The sequence below is a fragment of the Mesobacterium hydrothermale genome (assembly GCF_035818635.1).
In the GTDB taxonomy this organism is placed as follows: Bacteria; Pseudomonadota; Alphaproteobacteria; order Rhodobacterales; family Rhodobacteraceae; genus Mesobacterium_A; species Mesobacterium_A hydrothermale.
In genome coordinates this window covers 1-21,904 of record NZ_JAYLLH010000038.1, presented here as the reverse complement: position 1 = coordinate 21,904, position 21,904 = coordinate 1, and the positions used below count along the sequence as shown (strand labels likewise).

The 21,904-nt window shown below is 60.5% G+C and carries 18 protein-coding genes; 2 read left to right on the top strand and 16 right to left on the bottom strand.

Annotated elements, in window-relative coordinates; translation table 11 throughout:
• Positions 1-59 precede the first annotated feature (59 nt).
• The 5 genes from VK792_RS17725 to VK792_RS17705 all read right to left on the bottom strand — a co-directional run bounded on the left by VK792_RS17725 (position 60) and on the right by VK792_RS17705 (position 5,966).
• Positions 60-1,772 carry a bifunctional sulfate adenylyltransferase/adenylylsulfate kinase gene (locus VK792_RS17725; RefSeq protein ID WP_326299204.1) on the bottom strand — a complete coding sequence of 571 codons (1,713 nt, stop codon included), beginning with the start codon at positions 1,770-1,772 and terminating at the stop codon, positions 60-62.
• A 243-nt stretch (positions 1,773-2,015) separates the two neighbouring features.
• On the bottom strand, positions 2,016-3,656 hold the full coding sequence (groL, locus tag VK792_RS17720) for a chaperonin GroEL (RefSeq protein ID WP_326299203.1): 1,641 nt from the start codon (positions 3,654-3,656) through the stop codon (positions 2,016-2,018).
• A 42-nt stretch (positions 3,657-3,698) separates the two neighbouring features.
• Positions 3,699-3,986: a co-chaperone GroES gene (locus VK792_RS17715; RefSeq protein ID WP_326299202.1), complete on the bottom strand. Its 288-nt coding sequence runs from the start codon at positions 3,984-3,986 to the stop codon at positions 3,699-3,701.
• A gap of 156 nt (positions 3,987-4,142) precedes the next feature.
• The gene (locus VK792_RS17710) at positions 4,143-5,258 is read right to left on the bottom strand and encodes a THUMP domain-containing class I SAM-dependent RNA methyltransferase (RefSeq protein ID WP_326299201.1); all 1,116 of its coding nucleotides are present in this window, start codon (positions 5,256-5,258) and stop codon (positions 4,143-4,145) included.
• Between the two features lie 45 nt (positions 5,259-5,303).
• Entirely contained in the window at positions 5,304-5,966 is a 663-nt protein-coding gene (locus VK792_RS17705; RefSeq protein ID WP_326299211.1) for a DUF2161 domain-containing phosphodiesterase, read from the bottom strand.
• A 92-nt stretch (positions 5,967-6,058) separates the two neighbouring features.
• Here VK792_RS17705 and VK792_RS17700 point away from each other — a divergent pair, with 92 nt between their 5' ends.
• Positions 6,059-7,030, top strand: a complete 972-nt coding sequence (locus tag VK792_RS17700) for a TraB/GumN family protein (protein ID WP_326299200.1) — start codon at positions 6,059-6,061, stop codon at positions 7,028-7,030.
• Positions 7,031-7,049: 19 nt separating this feature from the next.
• On the opposite strand, the gene VK792_RS17695 is transcribed toward VK792_RS17700, so the two are convergent.
• The 9 genes from VK792_RS17695 to pip all read right to left on the bottom strand — a co-directional run bounded on the left by VK792_RS17695 (position 7,050) and on the right by pip (position 18,414).
• On the bottom strand, positions 7,050-9,062 hold the full coding sequence (locus tag VK792_RS17695; RefSeq protein ID WP_326299199.1) for a M3 family metallopeptidase: 2,013 nt from the start codon (positions 9,060-9,062) through the stop codon (positions 7,050-7,052).
• 45 nt (positions 9,063-9,107) lie between these two features.
• On the bottom strand, positions 9,108-9,902 hold the full coding sequence (locus VK792_RS17690; protein WP_326299198.1) for an amino acid ABC transporter permease: 795 nt from the start codon (positions 9,900-9,902) through the stop codon (positions 9,108-9,110).
• Between the two features lie 45 nt (positions 9,903-9,947).
• Entirely contained in the window at positions 9,948-10,673 is a 726-nt protein-coding gene (locus VK792_RS17685; protein WP_326299197.1) for a transporter substrate-binding domain-containing protein, read from the bottom strand.
• A gap of 82 nt (positions 10,674-10,755) precedes the next feature.
• The gene (locus tag VK792_RS17680; RefSeq protein ID WP_326299196.1) at positions 10,756-11,793 is read right to left on the bottom strand and encodes a HesA/MoeB/ThiF family protein; all 1,038 of its coding nucleotides are present in this window, start codon (positions 11,791-11,793) and stop codon (positions 10,756-10,758) included.
• Positions 11,794-11,899: 106 nt separating this feature from the next.
• Positions 11,900-13,444 (bottom strand): ABC transporter substrate-binding protein, encoded by a 1,545-nt coding sequence (locus VK792_RS17675; RefSeq protein WP_326299195.1) that lies wholly within the window; start codon positions 13,442-13,444, stop codon positions 11,900-11,902.
• A gap of 67 nt (positions 13,445-13,511) precedes the next feature.
• Positions 13,512-15,164 carry an ABC transporter ATP-binding protein gene (locus VK792_RS17670; RefSeq protein WP_326299194.1) on the bottom strand — a complete coding sequence of 551 codons (1,653 nt, stop codon included), beginning with the start codon at positions 15,162-15,164 and terminating at the stop codon, positions 13,512-13,514.
• A 4-nt stretch (positions 15,165-15,168) separates the two neighbouring features.
• Positions 15,169-16,371, bottom strand: coding sequence for an ABC transporter permease (locus VK792_RS17665; protein WP_326299193.1), 1,203 nt, complete (start codon positions 16,369-16,371; stop codon positions 15,169-15,171).
• Positions 16,368-17,363, bottom strand: a complete 996-nt coding sequence (locus VK792_RS17660; protein ID WP_326299192.1) for an ABC transporter permease — start codon at positions 17,361-17,363, stop codon at positions 16,368-16,370. Before VK792_RS17660 ends, VK792_RS17665 begins: the two co-directional genes overlap by 4 nt.
• A 73-nt stretch (positions 17,364-17,436) precedes the next feature.
• Positions 17,437-18,414: a prolyl aminopeptidase gene (gene pip / locus VK792_RS17655; RefSeq protein ID WP_326299191.1), complete on the bottom strand. Its 978-nt coding sequence runs from the start codon at positions 18,412-18,414 to the stop codon at positions 17,437-17,439.
• 50 nt (positions 18,415-18,464) lie between these two features.
• Here pip and ubiG point away from each other — a divergent pair, with 50 nt between their 5' ends.
• Complete coding sequence (gene ubiG, locus VK792_RS17650; protein WP_326299190.1) at positions 18,465-19,202, top strand: bifunctional 2-polyprenyl-6-hydroxyphenol methylase/3-demethylubiquinol 3-O-methyltransferase UbiG; 738 nt, start codon at positions 18,465-18,467, stop codon at positions 19,200-19,202.
• A 3-nt stretch (positions 19,203-19,205) separates the two neighbouring features.
• Here the strand turns inward: ubiG and VK792_RS17645 are convergent, their stop codons facing one another.
• A complete protein-coding gene (locus tag VK792_RS17645; RefSeq protein ID WP_326299189.1) occupies positions 19,206-21,716 on the bottom strand; it encodes an AMP-binding protein in 2,511 nt (836 codons plus the stop codon).
• On the bottom strand, positions 21,700-21,904 hold a 205-nt coding region (locus VK792_RS17640; protein ID WP_326299188.1), incomplete at its 5' end, for a hypothetical protein. The genes VK792_RS17645 and VK792_RS17640, both read right to left, overlap by 17 nt.

Here is a 21,904-nt window from a genome sequence, read left to right as displayed (position 1 = left end):
TATCGACGCCGTCGGTTCCAGGCGCCTGCGGATTTGACAGGCGCCTGACAAAGTCGCGGTTATCCGGAAATCAGACCCATGCTTTCCAGCTTCAGGATCACCTGGTGCGCGCAGTTGTCGACGTCGACGTTTTCGGTTTCGACAACCAGTTCGGCATTCGTCGGGGTTTCATACGGGTCGGAGATGCCGGTGAACTCCTTGATCTTGCCTTCGCGCGCCAGCTTGTACAGGCCCTTGCGGTCGCGGCGTTCACATTCCTCGAGCGAGGTCGCAACATGCACTTCGACGAAAGCGCCATACGCTTCGATCATCTCGCGCACGGCACGACGGGTCGCGGTATAGGGCGCGATCGGAGCACAGATGGCGATACCACCGTTCTTGGTGATTTCGGACGCAACATAGCCGATCCGCTTGATGTTGATGTCGCGGTGCTCTTTCGAGAAGCCCAATTCAGACGACAGATGCTTTCGCACCACGTCACCATCCAGCAGCGTGACCGGGCGGCCACCCATTTCCATCAGCTTGACCATCAGAGCGTTGGCGATGGTGGACTTGCCCGACCCGGACAGGCCAGTGAAGAACACGGTAAAGCCCTGACGCGACCGGGGCGGCTTGGTCCGGCGCAGTTCCTTCACGACTTCGGGGAACGAGAACCATTCAGGGATTTCCAGACCTTCGGCCAGACGGCGACGAAGTTCGGTGCCCGAAATATTCAGGATCGTGACGTTGTCCTTGTCGGCGATTTCGTCGGCCGGCTCATATTGGGCGCGTTCCTGCACATAGACCATGTGCTTGAAGTCGACCATTTCGATGCCGATTTCGTCGGCGTGCGCCCGGAACAGGTCCTGCGCATCATAGGGACCATAGAAATCTTCACCGGCAGAGTTCTTGCCAGGGCCGGCGTGGTCGCGACCGATGATGATGTGGGTACAGCCGTGGTTCTTGCGGATGATACCGTGCCACACGGCTTCGCGCGGACCAGCCATGCGCATTGCCAGGTTCAGCAGCGACATGGTGGTGGTCGATGCAGGGTACTTGTCCAGTACGGCCTCATAGCAGCGCACGCGGGTGAAATGGTCAACGTCGCCCGGCTTGGTCATGCCGACAACCGGGTGGATCAGCAGGTTTGCCTGCGATTCACGCGCGGCGCGGAAGGTCAGTTCCTGGTGTGCGCGGTGCAGCGGGTTCCGGGTCTGGAAGGCGACAACCTTGCGCCAGCCCAGCTTGCGGAAATAGGCGCGCAGTTCGTTCGGCGTGTCGCGACGGGCCTTGAAGTCATAGTGCACGGGCTGCTGGATGCCGGTGATCGGACCACCCAGGTAAACCTTGCCTGCGGTGTTGTGCAGGTAGTTCACCGCAGGGTGCGCCAGGTCGTCAGCGCCAAAGACCATTTCGGCCTCGCGCGACTTGTTCGGCACCCACTTGTCGGTGATCGTCATTGTGGCCAGGATCACGCCTTCCTGATCGCGCAGTGCGATGTCCTGGCCGATCTCGATCTTTTCGGCAAAGCCTTCGGTCACGTCCAGATTGATCGGCATCGGCCAGAGTTTGCCGTCTGCCAGGCGCATGTGTTCCACCACGCCGTTGTAGTCTTCTTCCGACAGGAACCCTTTCAGCGGGTTGAAACCGCCATTCATCAGCAACTCAAGGTCACAGATCTGACGCGGGGTCAGGTCATGCGAAACCAGGCTCGCTGCTTCTACTTTCAGCTTCTGGGCGCTTTCGTAGGAAACGTAGAGTTCGGGAATGGGGGAGTGATCTACAGCAGTCATGAACAAGGCTCTCGTGCGAATGGGTGTTCTTTGCGTCGTGTCAATCGGCAAATGCGATTCCAGCGTGGCTTTAGCGCCAATACTTTTGTCTTGGCAATGGAGTCCGCGGGGTTTTTCTTCTCAAGTGCGCAAAAGCCGCGCAAAACCGCTCATTTTCGCATGGCTGCCATGACATGCGCGCATCGGGCCACGAAAAAGGGCGCCCCAAAGGGCGCCCCCAATCGAGTTTTCAGCAAGGGCTGATTACATCATGCCGCCCATGCCGCCCATGTCGGGCATGCCGCCACCGGCTGCACCCTCTTTCTGGGGCAGGTCGGCGACCATGGCTTCGGTGGTGATCAGCAGACCAGCAACCGAGGCTGCATCTTCCAGCGCGGTACGAACCACCTTGGCCGGATCGATGACGCCGAATGCGAACATGTCGCCATATTCGTCGGTCTGTGCGTTGTAGCCAAACTTCGGATCATTCGATTCACGCACCTTGCCGGCAACGACGGACCCGTCGACGCCTGCGTTTTGCGCGATCTGACGCATCGGCGATTCCAGCGCTGCGCGCACGATCGAGATACCGCGGTTCTGGTCGGCGTTCATGCCTTCCAGGCCGTCCAGCGACTTGGCTGCCTGCACCAGTGCGGTGCCGCCACCGACCACGATGCCTTCCTGAACGGCCGCCCGGGTTGCGTTCAGGGCGTCGTCAACGCGGTCCTTGCGCTCTTTGACTTCGATTTCGGTCATGCCGCCAACGCGGATGACGGCCACACCGCCTGCCAGCTTGGCAACGCGTTCCTGCAGCTTTTCACGATCGTAGTCGGAAGAAGTCTCTTCGATCTGATTGCGGATCTGGGCCACGCGGGCTTCGATCTCGGCCTTGTTGCCTGCGCCGTCGACGATGGTGGTTTCGTCTTTGGTGATCTGGATCTTCTTGGCGTTGCCCAGCATGTCCATGGTCACCGACTCGAGCTTCATGCCCAGGTCTTCCGAAATCACCTGGCCGCCGGTCAGGATCGCGATGTCTTGCAGCATGGCCTTGCGGCGATCGCCGAAGCCCGGTGCCTTGACAGCCGCAATCTTGAGGCCGCCGCGCAGCTTGTTGACCACGAGGGTCGCCAGCGCTTCGCCTTCGACGTCTTCCGCAATGATCAGAAGCGGCTTTTGCGACTGGATCACCTGCTCGAGCAGCGGAACCATCGGCTGCAGCGACGAGAGCTTCTTCTCGTGCAGCAGGATCATGCAGTCTTCCAACTCTGCGGTCATCTTGTCGGCGTTGGTCACGAAGTACGGCGACAGGTAGCCGCGATCGAACTGCATGCCTTCGACGACGTCGGTCTCGGTTTCCAGACCTTTGTTTTCTTCGACGGTGATCACACCTTCGTTGCCGACTTTCTGCATCGCGTCGGCGATCTGACGACCGATTTCAGCTTCGCCGTTGGCCGAAATGGTGCCGACCTGCGCAACTTCGTCCGAGTTTTCGACAGTGCGGGCAGCAGCCTTGATGTGCTCGACGACCTTGGCGGTGGCCAGATCGATGCCGCGCTTCAGGTCCATCGGGTTCATGCCGGCTGCAACGGCCTTCATGCCTTCCTTGACGATGGCTTGCGCCAGCACGGTTGCGGTGGTGGTACCGTCACCGGCTTCGTCGTTGGTGCGGGAAGCAACTTCCTTCACCATCTGCGCGCCCATGTTCTCGAACTTGTCTTCCAGTTCGATTTCCTTGGCGACCGACACACCGTCCTTGGTGATGCGGGGGGCGCCGAACGACTTGTCCAGCACAACGTTGCGGCCTTTCGGGCCCAGGGTCACCTTGACCGCATCGGCCAGGATGTTGACGCCGCGCAGCATCTTGTTGCGGGCTTCGGTATTGAATTTGACGTCCTTGGCAGACATTCGCGTCTCTCCTTTGACTTGTTAGCTCTGGAAGGGGCGTTCTCAGGCGATGATGCCGAGAATGTCGCTTTCCTTCATGATCAGCAGCTCTTCACCATCAACAGTGACTTCGGTGCCCGACCATTTGCCGAACAGGACCTTGTCGCCATCCTTGACGGCCATTTCGATCAGCTCGCCGCTGTCCTTGCGTGCGCCTTCGCCACACGCGACAACCACGCCTTCTGCCGGCTTTTCTTTGGCGCTATCTGGAATGATCAGGCCACCAGCAGTTTTTTCTTCGCTCTCTACGCGGCGAACCAGCACGCGGTCATGAAGCGGTTTGAATGCCATCTTCGAGTCTCCTAGCTCAAAGTGTTACCGTTCTTCGACCCCCCGCTCTTCGGGAGGTCGTTAGCACTCACCGTAGTCGAGTGCTAACGGCGCATAGCTAGGGATCTGGTTTTCGCGAGTCAACAACCGAGATCGAAAAATTTTTTGGAAAATCGGCTATTTCAATGCTGCGGTGCGGAAAAGCCGGACCTTCAGCCCGCCATGGGCCACTGGCGGCCCCGGCGGCAGGATCGGCAGGCCAGTTGCCTTGACCAGCCCTGCATCGGTGGTGACGATGCCCACGGACCAGCCCGAAAACCGCTCTTTCAGGGTTGCGCCCAGCGCACCGTAAAGCCCGAACAACAGCTTCTTGTTGCCGATCCGCTCGCCATAAGGCGGGTTGACGATGACGATCCCCGGTCGAGTGTCTGGCGGCGTCAGATCGCTGACGGCGGCGCGGGTGAACTGGCACCAGTAGGAAACGCCCGCAGCCTTGGCGTTGGTTTCAGACGACCGGATCGCGCCATCATCCCTGTCAGAGCCGAAGAACCCTAGCGACGGCGCGACCAGCGGACGGGGTGTCTTCAACGCAGCCCAGGTGGTGGCATCAAAGCTCGAAAGGTTTTCAAAGGCGAAACTGCGGCTCCGCCCCGGGTTCAGGCCAGCCGCGATTTCCGCCGCCTCGATCAGGAAAGTACCGGACCCGCACATCGGATCGACCACCGATTGACTGCCGTCGAACCCCATCTGTCGCAGGAACAGCGCCGCCAGCGTCTCGCGCATCGGCGCCTTGCTGACGGCCTGCTTGTGGCCACGCTTGTGCAGCGACTCGCCCGAACTGTCGACGCTGAACGTGACAAGGTTGTCGTCGATCCGCACTTTCAGAACCAAACCCGCATCCGCGGCAATCTGCGCGCCCAGTGTCTCTGTGATCGCGCGTTCAATCCGCTGTTGCGCCGCACCGGCGTGATAGATCTTCGATGCCTTGCACGTCACCTCGACCTTGATCGGCACGTCCTTGCGCAGCACATCACCCCACGGAAATTTCCGTGCTCGCTTGTCCAACTGGGCCAGGTGGAACGCCCGGAATGCCCCGATTCGCACCAGAACCCGCGTGGCCCCGCGCAACACAAGGTTCGCGCGCCAGACATCCGGCCAACCACCGCGAAAGGTAATGCCGCCCGGGCCCTGCGTGGCCCCGGCAAAGCCCGCTTCGCGCACCTCGTCCAGCAGCGCGGGTTCCAGTCCCGGCGTGGCAACGATGAAAATCTCAAGATCGGTTTCGGTGGTCATGCCGCCCCGCATAGCGCCTTTCCCAGCGTCCCGCGACCGGAAAACTCAGTCTTCCCAGCTATAGGCCCAGTGCACCAGCCCGTCGCGCCCCGCGTCCGTCAGCGTATAGATCCCGGTGCCCACCCTCTGAAACCAGCCATAGTGGTTGTCGCGCATCATCCGCGTGGCTTCCCTGACCCCGGTGGCGCTGACCACGTCGCGCCCCTTTGCCGGCCCGGCTTCGGCCAGGAAGGCCGCACAGCGCAGCGCATCCTGACGATAGCCCGTGACGATCCCGTGCCGAGTGGCGCCCCCGTCGTTCGGGTCACCTTCGAGGCGATGAAATTCGCGCAGCAACCTGCCTTGCGCCTTGGCGTTCTTGCGTGGCGCGTAAGGCCCCGGATCGCACAGCACCTCGGCCCGCGCATCCTTGATAACGATGAACCCCAAGCCCAGACGTCGGCAAAGGGCAAGGTTGTCCCGTAGCGCCCGCCGCGCCGTGCGCCCGCCGGGTCGCGGCACGGCGATATACACCGCATCTGTCACGCGCAACCGCGCAACCGCCTGATGAAACAGTGCCAGCGTGATCCGCAGCTTCAGTTCGACAATCACCGGCGACTCGTCGCCACGCAGCGCGACAAGGTCGGCAGCCCCGACTTCTCCCTTCACCGCAAACCCCTGCTTTTCCAGCAAGGCCTTGACCGGGGCATATAAATCGCTTTCGCGCATCTGCGACACGTCGTGGTGCTCCCGCTGGTTGTGCACCCTCCGGGGCCAAGCTAACGTGACCTTTGGTGGGGGATCAATTGCAAGGGGTGTTCATGTTCCGTCTGGCTGCTTTCCTGTTCCTGTCTGCCACGGCGACCTATGCCGAATGCGTTGGCGAAGACCTGCGTCGCACGATGAACGATGCCCAAAGGGCCGCGGTCGAGGCGGAGGTCGCCAAAATGCCCTACCCATCGGGCAACCACTGGCTGGCCACGAAGGGCGACGCCCGGATCCACTTGATTGGTACATTGCACATCGACGACCCGCGCTTCGGCCCTGTTGTCGACATCCTGCGACCGGTGATCGAAACCGCCGATATTGTCCTTTTCGAAATGGACAAAACAGAAGAAGCGCGGATGAAGACCGCGTCGTCCAGCCCCGGCATGATCATGCTGGACAACACCTCTCTCATCGACATGCTACCGCCAGAAGACTGGGAGATGCTGGCAAGCGCTTTGCAGGAACGCGGCATTCCGCGCTTTATGGCCGCGCGGTTCCAGCCTTGGTATCTGGGGACCATCCTGTCGATGCCGCCGTGCCTGGTGACCACGTTGAAGACACCCAACGGGCTTGATCATCGGCTGATGCGGGTCGCAGAGGACAGCGGCGTTCCGACAGGGTCGCTTGAAAACTATGAAACCGTTTTCAAGCTGCTTTCCGAAGGGGACATGGAAACCCAGTTGCAAGACCTTGTGACGGCTGCACGCCTGTCCCGTACGTCGACAGACACGTTGATCACCATGCTGAACGCGTATTTCGAACAAGACATCGGCCGCGCGTGGTCCGCCATCATGGCCAAGAGCGTCGAGCAGATGCAGCGCGAGGGCGGCGACATCGCGCTCTTGGACGCTTCTCTTAACAAGATATTGAACGAGCGGAACGAAGCTTGGATCCCGGTGATCCTGGAGGCCACCAACCAAGGCACCGTTGTCACCGCGTTCGGCGCGGCGCACCTGCAAGGCGACCGCGGCGTTTTGAATCTGCTGGCACAAAAGGGGTTCACCCTGACGCGCCAGCCGTTCTGAGACAGGGTAACTGGCGCGCTTACGCCGCCAGCCCGCGCCCTTTCAACAGTGCCTCGACCCCCGGCAGGCGGCCACGGAACTTGGTGTAAAGCGCCTCGGCCTCTTCCGACCCGCCAGCCGACAGGATGAAGCGTTCCAGCTTTTCAGCCGTCTCGGGATCAAAGGCGCCCCCGGCTTCCTCGAAGGCCTCGAACGCGTCTGCGTCCATCACCTCGGACCACATGTAGCTGTAGTAACCGCTGGAATAGCCGTCGCCGGCGAAGACATGGGCGAAATGCGGGGTGGCGTGGCGCATCCGGATCGCATGCGGCATGCCCAGCGCGGCCAGAACCTCTGCCTGTTTCGCCATGGGATCGGCGGGCGCATCGCCCAGGTGAAACTCCAGGTCCACCAGGGCCGAGGCAACGTATTCCACCGTCTGGAACCCCATGTCGAAGGTTGCCGCCGCGATTACCTTTTCCAGCATCTCCTGCGGCATCGGCTCTCCGGTCTCGGCATGGGTGGCGAATTCGGCCAGCACCTCGGGCACCTCCAGCCAGTGTTCATACAGCTGGCTAGGCAGTTCCACGAAATCGCGTGCGACAGAGGTGCCCGAGATCATGTCATAGGTCACGTCCGACAGCATCTGGTGCAGCGCATGACCGAATTCATGGAACAGGGTGCGCGCGTCGTCATAGGACAGCAGCGCCGGATCGCCCTTGGCGAAGTTACAGACATTCACGACGATTGGGCGTTTGACATCCGGAAACTTGCGCTGCGACCGGAACGCGGAACACCACGCGCCCGACCGTTTTGACGAGCGCGCGAAATAGTCGCCGATGAACACCGCCACATGTTCGCCATTGCGGGTCACCTCCCACGCGCGGGCGTCGGGATGATAAAGCGGCACGTCCAGCGGCGCGAACTCCAGCCCGAACAGGCGGTTGGCGCAGGCAAAGGATGCCTCGATCATCCGGTCCAGCTGCAGATAGGGCTTCAGCGCGGTCTCATCCAGATCGTGTTCCGCCTTGCGTCGCTTTTCTGCGTAGTACCGCCAGTCCCACGCTTCCAGCGCCCCGTTGTGACCGTCGGCGTGCAGCATCTCTGCCAGAACCTTGGCGTCCGCCTCGGCCCGCGCCTTGGCCGGTTCCCAGACGTCCATCAGCAAGTCGCGCACCCGCTCCGGCGTCTTGGCCATCTCGGTTTCCAGCTTGTAGCTGGCGAAATCGACATACCCCAACAGCCGCGCGCGTTCTTCGCGCAGCTTCAGGATCTCGGCCGCGGCGGCGCGATTGTCGGTCTCTCCGCCGTTTTCACCACGGGCGACCCAGGCTTCATAGGCCTCTTTCCGCAGGGCACGGTTGGGCGAAAACTGCAGGAACGGCACCACAAGTGACCGCGACAGGGTGATCACCGGGCCCTCCACGCCACGTTCCTTGCCCGCCGCCAGAGCAGCGTTCATCAGGAAACCGGGCAGCCCCTCGGCCTCGGCCTCGGTCAGCTCGCGGAACCAGTCGCGTTCGTCGGCCAGCAGGTTCTGGGTAAAGGTGGTGCCCAGCACGGCCAGCCGACCCTTGATCTCTTTCATCCGCTCGGCATCGTCCCCTTCCAGCGCGGCGCCGGCGCGGATGAAATTGCGATGCGTCAGATCCAGCACGCGGGCCTGTTCAGGGGTCAGGTCCAGATCGTCGCGCGCCTTCCAGACTGTACGGATCCGGTTGAAAAGCGTACGGTTCGAATAAATCGCCGCCGAATGCGCCGCCAGTTTGGGGGAAAAGTCCCGCATCAACGCCTCGCGCGCCGGGTTGCTGTCGGACCCCGCGATGTTGAAAAACACCCCCGCCACCTGGTCCAGCGCCTCGCCGGTGCGCATCAACCCGTGGATCGTGTTTTCAAACGTCGGTGGTTCGGGATTGTTGGCCACGGCTTCGACCTCGGCCAAGTCCTCGACCATGGCGGCATCGAAGGCGGGGCCGAAATCGTCGTCGGTGATCTCTGCAAACGGCGGCAGGCCAAAAGGCGTGGTCCAGTCAGACAAAAGCGGGTTGGTCATGGGGTGTCTCCTTTGACAGGAAGCTAGGCCCTTGTCCCGGCACCTTCAATGCGGCTTGGACCGCAAATGCCGTTCCAGACGCCGCAGGGCCAATGACAGGGAAATCGTTATCGCAAGATAGATCAGCGCGACCACGTTGTAGGTTTCAAAATAGCGGAAGTTGCCTGCGGCCGTCACCTTGCCCAATTGCGTGACATCCAGAACGCCGAGCACGCTGACAAGGCTCGAATCCTTGATCATCGCGACGAAATCGTTGCCCAGGGGCGGCAGGATCGTGCGGATCGCCTGCGGGAACACGATAAATCGGAACCGCAGCCAACGGTTCAGGCCCAACGACTTCGCGGCCTCGACCTGGCCTTCGTCGACAGAGAGAAGCCCGGCGCGAAACACCTCGGCGATGAAGGCGGAATAGCCGATCGCCAGCGCCAGTACCGCTCGCCACAGCAGCGAAAACTCTCGCGTCCGGACGGGCTCGATCCCGAGCCAGCCCAGCGCCCAGTTGCGCAGTTCCACCAGCGCCGGCGCAAGAACGAATGCAACGTACAGCAACAACACAAGGATCGGGATGCCGCGCACGATTTCCGTATAGAACCGCGCGGTCTGGCGCAGGATCACGCTGTTTGACAGCGACGCCACCGCGATCAAAAGGCCCATCGCTGCCGCCAGCGCGAACCCCACAAGCGTCACCACAACGGTGATCTTCACGCCCTTCAGCAAGGTCGACAGAATTTGCGCGTGCAGGTCATGGGTGACCACACGGTACAGCAGATACGCCCCGATCCCCCCGGCAATCACCAGCCACCAGGGAAAATCGTCGTCATGCGCGGGGGGGGAAATCATGTCACGAAAACCGCCCCGGGGCCCAACCCCGGGGCACGTGTGGCGTCAGCCGCCCAACTTGTAATCAAGGAACCACTTCTTGTTCAGCGCGTCGATCGTGCCATCGCCTTTCATGTCGGCAATCGCGGCATTGATCGGACCAACAAGGTCGGACCCTTTCGGGAAGATGAACCCGAAATCCTCGGTTCCCAGCTTGTCGCCGACGATCTTCAATGCGCCATCCGAGGCGGAAACATAGCCATTGCCCGCCGTGCCATCGGTCAGCACCAGATCGACATCGCCGGTTTTCAGTGCCTGAACGCCCGCACCGAAGGTTTCGAACAGCTTGATGCGCGGGTTGGCCTCGTCGCCGTCCAGCACTTCATAAACGCCGACATAGAACGGCGTGGTGCCGGGCTGCGCGGCCATCAGCAGATCGTCATTCGCCGCAAAGCTGGCGGCATCGGTGAACCGGTCTTCGTCGCCGCGCACCATCATCACCATTTCCGACCGCATGTAGGCATCCGAGAAATCGACCATTTCCTTACGATCGTCGCGGATGGTGATGCCGGTCATGCCCAAGTCATACTGGCCTTCGGACACCGCCGGGACCATCGCGTCATATTCCCAGCCGATCGCATTGCCGCTGGCGGGATCGACGAATTGCAGCGGCGGATAGGCGTTTTCGGTCACAACGACCACTTCCTTGCCCCCCAGATCGGGCAGGTCGGCGGCAAGGGCCGGGGCGGTCAGTGAAAGGGCGGCAACGGCCGCAGTCAAAATGCGTTTCATGGTCAGGCTCCCTGTTGTTGGGGGCAGTATGCCCCAGCTTGCAGAGGCTGCAACAGAGATGTTGGTCAAATGCGTTGCGCGATCAACGACCGCACACAGGGCAGGCAGGATCGGGTTTCAGCGTGATCTTGCGGGTCTCGCCCCACAGCGCGTCATAGATCAACATTTCGCCACGCAGCACCTGACCCGCCCCGGTGATTTGTTTGACCGCCTCGACCGCCATCATCGCGCCGATCACGCCGGGCAAGGGGCCCAGCACGCCGGCCTCGGCGCAGCTGGGGGCAAGGCCCGGTGCGGGCGCCTCGGGGAAAATGCACTGGTAGCACGGGCCGCCCTTGGCCGGGTGAAACACGCTGATCTGCCCTTCCCACTGGCTGAGCGCGCCGGAAATCAGCGGCTTGCCCAGTGCCACGGCGGTCGCGTTCGACAGGTAGCGCGTGGTGAAATTGTCGGTACCGTCCAGGATCAGATCGTACTCGGCGAACAGGTCCTTCGCGATCTCGTCCGTCAAACGGCGTTTGTAGGGGCGGATCTGGACATAAGGATTCAAGGCTTTCAACGCCCGTTCGGCGGAAAACACCTTGGGCAAACCAATGGTGTCGTCACGGTGGATGATCTGGCGTTGCAGGTTGCCTGCGTCGACCACGTCATCGTCGATGACTCCGATGGTGCCGACGCCAGCAGCCGCCAGATATTGCAGCGCCGGGGCACCAAGCCCCCCGGCCCCGACCACCAGAACACTTGCGGATTTCAGCCGTTTCTGCCCGGCCCCACCAATTTCGCGCAGCACGATGTGGCGGGCATAGCGTTCCAGTTCGGCATCTCGCAACGCGCCGGGTCTGGTCGGCGCGGGGTCTGCGGCAGGCACAGCCTTGCCCCGCAGCCAGTTAAGGCCAAAGCGATAGACAAGGATCAGCCCGAAGAACCCGCCCAGCATCAGCCACGGTGCCGCGCTTTCCCCCGTGGCATTGCGCAAAGCATGCCCGTCAGGCAGCAAAAGGTGGAGCGCGACAACGGCAAAATACAGGATGCCGATCATTCCAAGCCGCAAACCGACCGGTGTCTTCATCACGATGCCGATCCCCCAAAGGGCAGCGGCCATGGTCAGGACCAGAAGCATCCGGGCATCCCTGTAAGCTGTCAGTTCACGACTGAAATAGCCCCATCCCCCGCAAAAGAAAACGCCCCGCGCAGGGGCGGGGCGTTTCCGGTCATTCAGGCGTGGCTCAGGCCATCCACCAACGTTCCGCCATGCGGGCGTTGTCCATCTGCCAAAGGTTGCCGACGGTGTCGGGCGAAACCACCTTGTTGCTGACGGCCTGCACATAGTTGGCAAACATCGGGATGATCACGCCGCCATCGTCGCGCAGGATCTGTTGCATCTCGTGATACATGTCGCGGCGCTTGGTGCTGTCCAGTTCGGCCCGCGCAGAGAGCAGCAGTTCCTGGAACCGCGGTTCGTCCCACTGGCTGTCGTTCCACGGCACACCGGCCTCATAGGCGGTGGCGAACATCCAGTCCTCCGTGGCGCGGCCCGAGAAATAGGACGCGCAGAACGGCTTTTTCAACCAGACGTTGGACCAGTAGCCATCGGCCGGTTCCTGCACCACGTTGATGTTAATTCCCGCCTTCTTGGCCGATGCCTGGTACAGCTGCGCGCCGTCAACAGCCCCGTTGAACGCCGCATCAGAAACGTTCAGGTCGATGTTGAGCGAGGTCAGACCAGCCTCTTTCAGGTAGAATGCCGCCTTGTCCGGGTCATAGGTCAGCGGCTCCATGTCCTTGTAGTAGTACTGGTTGGCCGGGCCGATCGGCGTGTCACTGGCCGGAAGCCCGTGACCCAGAAGGATCTTGTCCACCAGTTCCTGGCGGTTGATCGCGTGCTTCAGGGCGCGGCGGACGTTCACGTCATCGAAGGGCGCGACCTTGGTCAACATCGGGAAGGTGTAGTGCTGGTTGCCGGTCACTTCCTGAATACGGACGATCGGGTTTGCCTTGAGCAGCGCCTCGGTCTTGAAGTCGATCCGGTTGATCGCGTCGACCTGGCCGGTCAGCAACGCGTTCATCCGCGCGGTCGAGTCGTTGATCGCGATATACTCGATCTCGTCAAACCAGCCCGCAGTGCCGTCTTTCCAGTGGCTGTCGACGCGCTTTGCGGTCATCCGCACACCGGGTTCAAAGCTGGTGACGGCATACATGCCGGTACCGATGCCCTTGGCAATCGCCTCTTCGATCTGACCCGCCGGATACATCAGGATATGATAGTCCGACATCAAGTAGGGGAAGTCGGCATTGCCCGCAGCCAGCGTGAACTGAACCTGGTGCTCGCCGGTCTTTTTCATCTCGCTAATGGCAGAGACGATGGGCTTGGCAGCAGATTTCGCACCTTCGGCCACATGCATCTGCAACGATGCCAGAACGTCGTCGGCGCCGAATGCCTTGCCATTGTGGAAGGTCACGCCCTGACGCAGGTTGAACGTCCAGGTTTTTGCGTCGGCCGAGGCTTCCCAGTCGGTGGCCAGTTCGCCGATCAACTGCCCGTCGGCGGTGACCTCGGTCAGGCTTTCGAACACCGCGCCCTGGGCACTGGCGATCATGAACAGATCGGAATGGGTCCGGCCGTCCCAGCTGTCTGACGTGTTGGCACCGTTGAGACCGGCCCGGAGCCGCCCCCCACGCTTGGCCTGCGCGCGCAGCGGCATCCCGCTGGCGGCCAGCACGCTTGCGGCAACACCGGAGGCCAGAAGGCTCCGTCTGCTTATCCGTGTCATGGTTGATCTCCCTTTTGGTTTGTTGCGGCGCGCCCCGCGCGCGCCGCGTGTTTATGGTTGCTGATTCTCACGTCATCTTATCAACGGCTGCGTCGCCGATGTTATCAACTCCGCGCGCCTGGAGAAGATTGGTCAGCCAGTCCGGATCCATTTCAGGAACGGAACTGAGCAGAAGGTCGGTATAGGCGTGGTGGGGCGGGCGGAACATTTCATCCTTGGGCCCCTGTTCGACCACGCGGCCATCTTTCATAACCACCACCTCGTCGGCGATCGACCGAACGGTGGCAAGGTCATGGGTGATGAACATGTAGCTAAGCTTCAGTTCGTCCTGAAGCCGGGCAAGAAGTTTCAGAATGCCTTCGGCCACCAACTGATCAAGTGCGCTGGTAACTTCATCGCAGATGATGAATTTCGGCTCCGCTGCCAACGCCCGGGCGATGCCGATCCGCTGTTTCTGTCCGCCCGAAAGCTCGGAGGGCAGGCGGTCGATGAACTGGCCGGCCGGCAGTTCGATCTCTTCCAGCAATTCCTCGACCCGGCGGCGCAACGCCTTGCCGGAAAGGCCCATGTAAAACTGCACCGGGCGGGAAATGATCTGGCCAATGGTCTGTCGCGGATTCAGCGCAGTATCGGCCATCTGATAAATCATCTGCGCCTGCCGCAGCTGCATCTTGCTGCGCTTGCGATAATCCAGCGGCAGCGCTTCGCCATCGAATTCGATGACCCCCTCGCGCGGCGGCAGCAGCCCGGTAATGCACCGTGCCGTGGTCGATTTGCCCGAACCGGATTCCCCCACGACCGCCACGGTGCGGCCTTCGTGAATGTCGAAACTCACGTCATGCAGCACCGGCACCTTGCCATAGGAGGCGGTCACGTTCCGGACCGATACCACCGGCGTAACCCCGGGGGCCACCGGTGGCTTTTGCGGCCGCTGGAAAGCGCGCACGGCCCAAAGACTCTTGGTGTAATCCTGTGTCGGCGCGGACAGCATTGTGCGGGTGTCGGCCTCTTCGACCTCATCGCCTTTCAGCAGGACCTTGATCCGGTCCGCCATCTGAGCGACCACCGCCAGATCGTGGGTGATATAGATCGCGGCGGTGTCGAATTCCTCGACGATATTGCGGATCGCGGCCAAGACCTCGATCTGGGTGGTCACGTCCAGCGCGGTGGTCGGCTCGTCAAAGATGATCAGGTCGGGACGGCAGGACATGGCCATTGCCGTCATCGCCCGCTGCAACTGCCCACCCGACACCTGGTGCGGATAGCGAAAACCGATCTGTTCCGGGTTGGGCAGGCGCAGTTTGCGATACAGCTCGATCCCGTCAGCCTCGCTTTCCGCGCGACTCATGACACCATGCTGGCTTGGGCCTTCGGTGTGCTGGTCGATCAGCTTGTGCGCCGGGTTGAAGCTTGCCGCCGCCGATTGCGCAACATATGCAATGCGTTTGCCCAGCAATGCACGCTTGGTTGCCGCGCTCGCAGTCAGAAGGTCGATCCCGTCAAATTGTACGGTTCCGCCGGAAACCCGTACACCGTCGCGGGTGAACCCCATCGCTGCCAAACCCAGCGTTGACTTGCCCGCGCCGGATTCTCCGATCAGGCCCAGCACCTCGCCCTTTTTCAGGTCCAGGTCGATGCCATTGATGATCGGCATCCATGTCTCGTCGCTGCGGCCTTCGATCTTGATGTTGCGGATGGTGAGCAGGTTGTCGTTGCTCATGGCATCACTCCTTCAGCCCCGAGGAGCGGTAGAGCATCCAGTCGACCACGAAATTCACCGCAACGGTCAACAGTGCGATTGCCCCGGCGGCCAGCAAGGGCAGCGCGGCGGTCAGAGGACTGAACTGGGCAAAGTTGATGAACTGCGCCAAATCCCGCACCATCGTGCCCCAGTCGGCCAAAGGTGGCTGGATCCCAACGCCAAGGAAGGACAGCGACGCGATCGTCAGGAAGACGAAACAGAAACGAAGGCCGAATTCCGCCAGCAAGGGCGCGGTGGCGTTGGGCAGGATTTCACGGAAGATCAGGTATCCCAGCCCTTCACCACGCAGCTTGGCGGCCTCGATATAGTCCATAACCACGATGTTCATGCCCACAGCACGGGCCAGACGGAAGACCCGCGTGCTGTCAATCAGCGCGATGATCAGCACCATATAAACCGTCAGCAGCCATTTCTCCGAACCCGCCCAGGCACTGGCGATGGTCATCAGCAAAAGCGCGAAGATCAGCGACGGAATCGCCATCAGCACGTCGACCGCGCGAGACAGCACCTGATCCAGCCATCCTTGCAACGTCGCGGCCAGAAACCCGAGCGATCCCCCGAAGAAGAACGCAAGGCACGTGGTAGCAAAGGCGATTCCCACGGTGTTCTGCGCGCCATAGATCAGGCGTGACAGCAAATCGCGACCGATCTGGTCTGTACCCAACGGGAACGCCGGATCGCCGCCGGTGGCAATGTTGCCGCCCGGCAGGACATTGACCTTGGCGAAGACGTCTTCCTGACCATGCGGAGCGATGATCCCCGCAAAGATAGCGAGCGTTGCATAGATCAGAATGACAAGAATGCCAAAACTTGCGGTCAGCGGCATCTGGCGGAACAATTTGCGTGTGCCCTTGGTACCCACGTTCCGGCCCAACAAGCGAAACACCCAGGCAGCCGCCGCCGCGATGAAGAATCCGTTCACCGCCCAGCCAAAGAAGGTCACCCCGGCACTTGGAATGCCCATGTCATTGACGCGCGGCTGGAAATAGTACCAAACCGCCAGGGCGAGCAGAACCACGCCCAGCACATACCCAAAAGCCACGCTGTACGGCATATCGCGGAAAAACGGCTTGTTGCCGGTGGCCTTCTGGCCAAACAGCCGGAACAGCCAGCCAGCGACGGCGATGGCTGCCAAGCCACCAATGATCCAGACCCAAACGCTCATTTCGGATGCCTCAGACGCGGATTGGACAGGATCGACAAGACGTCTGCCGTCAGGTTTAGCAGGATATAGGCGGCAGCGAAGATCAGACAGCACGCTTGCACAACCGGGATGTCGCGGATCTTCACGCTGTCGACAAACAATTGCCCGATGCCGGGATAGACGAAAACCACCTCGACCACGACGACGCCGGTGATCAGATAAGCCAGGTTCAGCGCGACCACGTTGATGATTGGCGCCAAGGCGTTGGGCAACGCGTGTTTTACGATCACGCGCATCGGGCTGATGCCTTTCAGCCGCGCCATCTCGATATAGGGGGACGCCAGCAGGTTGATGATCGCCGCGCGAGTCATGCGCATCATGTGCGCCGTCACGACCAGTGTCAGCGTCAAGGCCGGCAGCATTGTCTTGTCCAACCGCTCCAGGAACGGCATTCCGTCATAGATGTTGGAGAGCGTCGGAAACACAGGGTTCAGAACCGCCAGCATCAGGATCAGAACATAGGCCAGAAAGAATTCCGGGCTGGAGATCGATGTCAGCGTAGAGACATTGGTGATCCGGTCGAACACCGTGTTCCGGTATAGCGCCGCGAGGATCCCCAAGGTCACGGAAAACGGCACCGCGATGGCGGCGGTGACCCCGGCCAGGAACATCGTATTGGCGAACCGCGGCGCGATCTGGTCCGCCACTGTGACACGGACGCCGCTGTCTTCGCCAACGAAACTGGCGAAATTGGCCTGCGCAAAAGAGTTTCCAAGATCCCCACGCAACGCATCTGCCAACCATGTCAGGTAGCGAACAACCATCGGCTGATCGAGCCCGAGGTCGCGGCGGATTGCATCCACCGCTTCCTGCGTTGCGCCTTGTCCAAGGATCGCCTGAGCAAAGTCACCGGGCAGAAGGTTCACGGCAACGAAGATCACGATTGATACGATGAACAGGGTCAGCACCCCCAGTGCGAGCCGCTGCAAGACAATCTTCAATACCGAATTCAACGTCTTTCCCCGGCGCAGTCCCCTCGTGATGTTAAGGTTAACGGCTAACTTTCTTGTGTAAACCCTTTTGGCGTCAAAGCTCTGCCTGACCGATCCTGTCCATCGCACGCACCAGTTCTGCGCTGATGCCCGGTTCGGACAGGGCATGGCCCGCGTTGCGCACCATCCGAAGGTCGGAATTGGGCCAAGCGTTGGCCAGTTCCCAGGCCCGCTGCGGGGGGCAGATCATATCGTATCGGCCCTGCACAATAATGCCCGGAATATCGGCAATTCGGCCAATATTGCGCAGGATCCAGCCATCTTCGGTCAGGAAACCTGCGTTCTGGAAATAGTGGTTTTCAAGCCGCGCAAAGGCGCGGGCATAGTCGCCGGGCGGCTCGCCTCCGACCCCGTTTGAATAGACCGAGGCCAGCGCATTTTCCCATGCCGACCAAGCGCGCGCGAGCCGGGTTTCTTCCTGAAGATTTCCGGAAAAAAGTCGGCGGTGATACGCGCCGATCAGGTCATGACGTTCGTTTTCGGGAATCGGGGCGATGAATCGGGCCCAGGGTTCCGGCCAGAATTGCCCTGCGCCGCCAGCATAGAACCAATCCAGTTCTGCCTGCGTCATCAGGAACACGCCGCGCAACACGAGCTGACGCACGCGTTCGGGATGGCTGATGGCATAGATCAAAGCCAGCGTCGCACCCCAACTGCCGCCAAAGACAATCGCGTCTTCGATCCCAAGGTCTGTCCGGATGCGTTCGATATCATCGACAAGGTGCCATGTGGTGTTGTTCGTCACGCTTGCATGGGGACGCGACCGGCCGCAGCCGCGCTGGTCGAACAGCACCGCGCGGAAGACCTTTGGATCGAAATACCGTCGCATCGCCGGGCTGCACCCACCACCCGGACCGCCGTGCAGCACGATCACCGGGATCCCATCCCGCCGGCCGCTTTGCTCGACATAGATCGAATGACCGTCGCCGGTGTCGATCATGCGTTGATCAAAGGGATCGATGGGAGGATAGAGATACTGCACTGCGCGCTTTTGGCTCGGGAATTTGTCCATGAGGTATCTATATTGTGCAGCAGCGCAAAAACGCCATGGGAAATTCAAAGATGACCAGCACCGTTGACCCGTCCGAAATCGCCAAGTTCGAAGCCATGGCCGCCGAATGGTGGGATCCGAACGGCAAGTTCAAGCCGCTGCACATGATGAACCCGGTTCGCCTTGACTATATCACCAACCAGATCGCCGGGGAATTTGGTTGTGATCTGAATGCCGCTGCGCCCTTCCGCGGGCTTCGCCTTCTGGATATCGGATGCGGTGGCGGGCTGCTGTGCGAACCTATGGCGCGGCTGGGGGCAACCGTTGTGGGTGTCGATGCAGGTGGCAGCAACATTCCAGTAGCACAGACCCATGCGGCCCAGTCGGCATTGGAAATCGACTATCGCCACACGACGGCAGAGGCGTTGGCGGCAGCGGGCGAACAGTTCGATGTGGTGCTGAACATGGAAGTCGTTGAGCACGTGGCCGATCCGCTGGCGTATCTGACGGCATGTCAGCAACTGCTGAAACCCGGTGGGTTGCATCTGTGTTCGACCATCAACCGCAATTCGAAAAGCTTTGCCATGGCGATTGTCGGCGCGGAATACGTGATGCGATGGCTGCCTAAGGGCACCCATGACTGGAAAAAGTTCATCACGCCCGAAGAATTGTTTTCGTTGATCGAGCAGGCCGGGATGACGCCGGTAGATCGCAAGGGATACCAATTCAACCCAGTAACGTGGCGCTGGCGGATTTCGGATCGTGACCTTTCAGTGAACTATGTCACCGCTGCGTTAAAACCCACCTGAGAATTACTGCGCCGCGTAATAGTGCGCGGTCTTGGCCATGTTGGGCGATGCCAGCCGTGTTCTGAACCAGTGTTCGATCGCCTTTGCGGTGGCAGGGGCGTTCGGGTCGCGCACGATCGAATTGTGGGTTCCCGGCACCTCTCGAACCTCTGCCGCACCACCGACAAGGTCTTGCCAATAGGCCAGTTTCACATCGCGATGCGGGTTCAGATCGCGCGCGGTCAGGAACAAGACGTTGGGTATCTTACATTTCTTGGGTCGATAGGTGCGGAACGCGGTTTCATCCGCAAAGTGCAGTTCCCGCGCCGGTGTTTTCAGGAACACATGCCCGAAGCGATTCAACGTGAGGCCAAGATCACGTTGTTTGAGCAATGCGCTTGCCAGTTTTCGGATCCACCAGGACTTGGAAAAGTCTTCGTATTTCAGAACGGGCGGATCCAGCAACACAAGCCCTTCAACGGTTTTTCCCAGCGCGGTAAGGCGACAGGCAGTTTCGAAGGCCAGTTGCGTTCCCATGCTGAACCCCGCCAGGAAATACGGCCCATTGGGATTCTCAGCCAGGATGCTTTGTGCTGCGTACTCTGCCAGCTCGGCGGTTGTGCGGCGATTGAAACAATCTCGTTTTGACAGGTCACGCACATGCACTCCCTTGACCGTCAGATCGTCGCCAAACGCGCGCATCATGTAGAGCCAATCAGAAAATTCGCCGTTTTCGACCGGCAAGACGTAAAGCGGGGTGGTTTGTCCGGCATTCAGCGTCAGAACCCTGTCCTGCATCTGTGCAGCATTCTGGATTCGTGCCGCAATCGCCCGGATCGACGCTCCATGCATGATCAGGCTTTCATACCCGATCCGCACCTTAAGCTGACGCTCCAGTTCGACCACCACTTCCATCGCCTGCAGGGAATCGCCGCCAACGTCAAAAAAGTCTTCCTCCGCGCTATAGCCGTCGTGGCCAAGTATCCGTGACCAGACGTGCGCCACGGTCTTTTCGCACGCGTTCAACTGGGTCGTATCCAGCCCGCCACCAGCCTCCAGTGCATCCAGTGGATTTGGTAGACCCCGGCGCAATACCTTGCCGGTATCGGTCCGGGGAAAGCTGTCATGCGCTAGGAAATAGGTTGGTACCATGTAGGCTGGCAACCTTTCGGCAAGGAACCCTTTCAGCGCCAGTGGATCAAAGGTTTTCCCCGCTGCCACAATGATATGCGCTGACAACTGCCGTTGCCCCCGAGGTGACAGAAAGCTGGTAACCACAACCGCTTCAAGATCAGGATGTGTCACCAGAGCCTGCTCGATTTCGGAATATCGCACGGAATACCCGCGTATCTTTACCTGGTCATCGGCGCGTCCGACGACGTGATAGAGGCCGTCATCATCAAGGTATCCCAGATCACCGGTGTTCCACACCCGCATCCCGTCGGTTCCATCGAGATAGGTTTCGGCGGTTTTTTCCGGGTTCTTGAAATATCCGTCGGGCAGATGGGGGGCGAGATACAGGATACGGCCCGTGACACCCTGTGGCACGGGCTGGAAAGCGTCATCGACAACTTCGATCTTCGAGCCGGCGATAACTTTCCCGATCGGCAAGACGCGATACGGGTTCGGCTGACCCTTGCGGTGGGTATACTGCGCCAGAAATCCGCATTCCGTCGCGCCGTAGTAGTTGATCAAACACGCATCCGCCGCGGCGATCCGTTCGAACGCCGCGACATCGCCAGGAAGGACCGTTTCTCCGGCAAGCCGAACTATCCGAAGCTTTGACAAAGGTGTACGAACCGCCTGCGCCATGGCACGAAAGGCCGCGACATAGGTCTGCGTTGCCGTGATGTGCTGATCCGCCATCCAATCTGCCAGCGGTGCCGCACCGCGTCCGCGCAGATCGTAAGAGATCGCGCTGGCACCAACCGCAAGGCCCGCGAACAGAGTGTCGCACCAGAGTTCGCCGAACAGGGCGATACGGTCTGACGCCTGAAGCCCGGAATGCGCAACTTGGGCGTCAACATAGTGTTGCAGGCAGGCGCGCGAACTGGCGACAAGTTTTGGCAAGCTGGTCGAGCCCGACGTCGGTTCGATCCAGCAGGTAGCGGTATCCGGAAGTGCGCGAGGCACAAACGCCGTCTGCGCAGGCGAAAGATCTGGCGCATGGATATAGGGCAAGCCTTGGTCTTTCGCGAAAGTTCGAGAGGCGTCCTGGTCGCCGACGATCAACCGCGCGTCGGCAAGCCCAAGGATATGCGCCTTGCGCTCTTCGCTTTCGCGTATATCCAAAACGATATAGACGACCCCGGTTTTCAGCCCGGCCAGCGCGGTCACAAACATGGTGATCATGTTGCTTTTCAGGCAACCGATCCGGTCCCCTGGTTTCAAGCCCGCCGTGATCATGTCAAGTGCGAGGCGATCACTCAACGCGTCAAGCTGCGCGTATCCGACAACGGTGTCATCTTCAACGATTGCCGGATGATCCGGCCGTGTCGCCGCATGTTTGCGGATGCTCTCAAGGAAACGCTTCATAACCGTACATACTTCCGCTGTTGCCAGGGCAAAGGACTGCACGGTCACAAGTATTAACGGAAAAAGGCCACGAAGTGGCGTGGAGTTTGAGATTTTGAGGCGTTTTTGGCCCGTCTGTAGCTGTCAGCTGGATATGAACGGGTAAAACCGCCGAGCGGTTTGCTTGGCGGTTTTGTTTTTGTATTTTT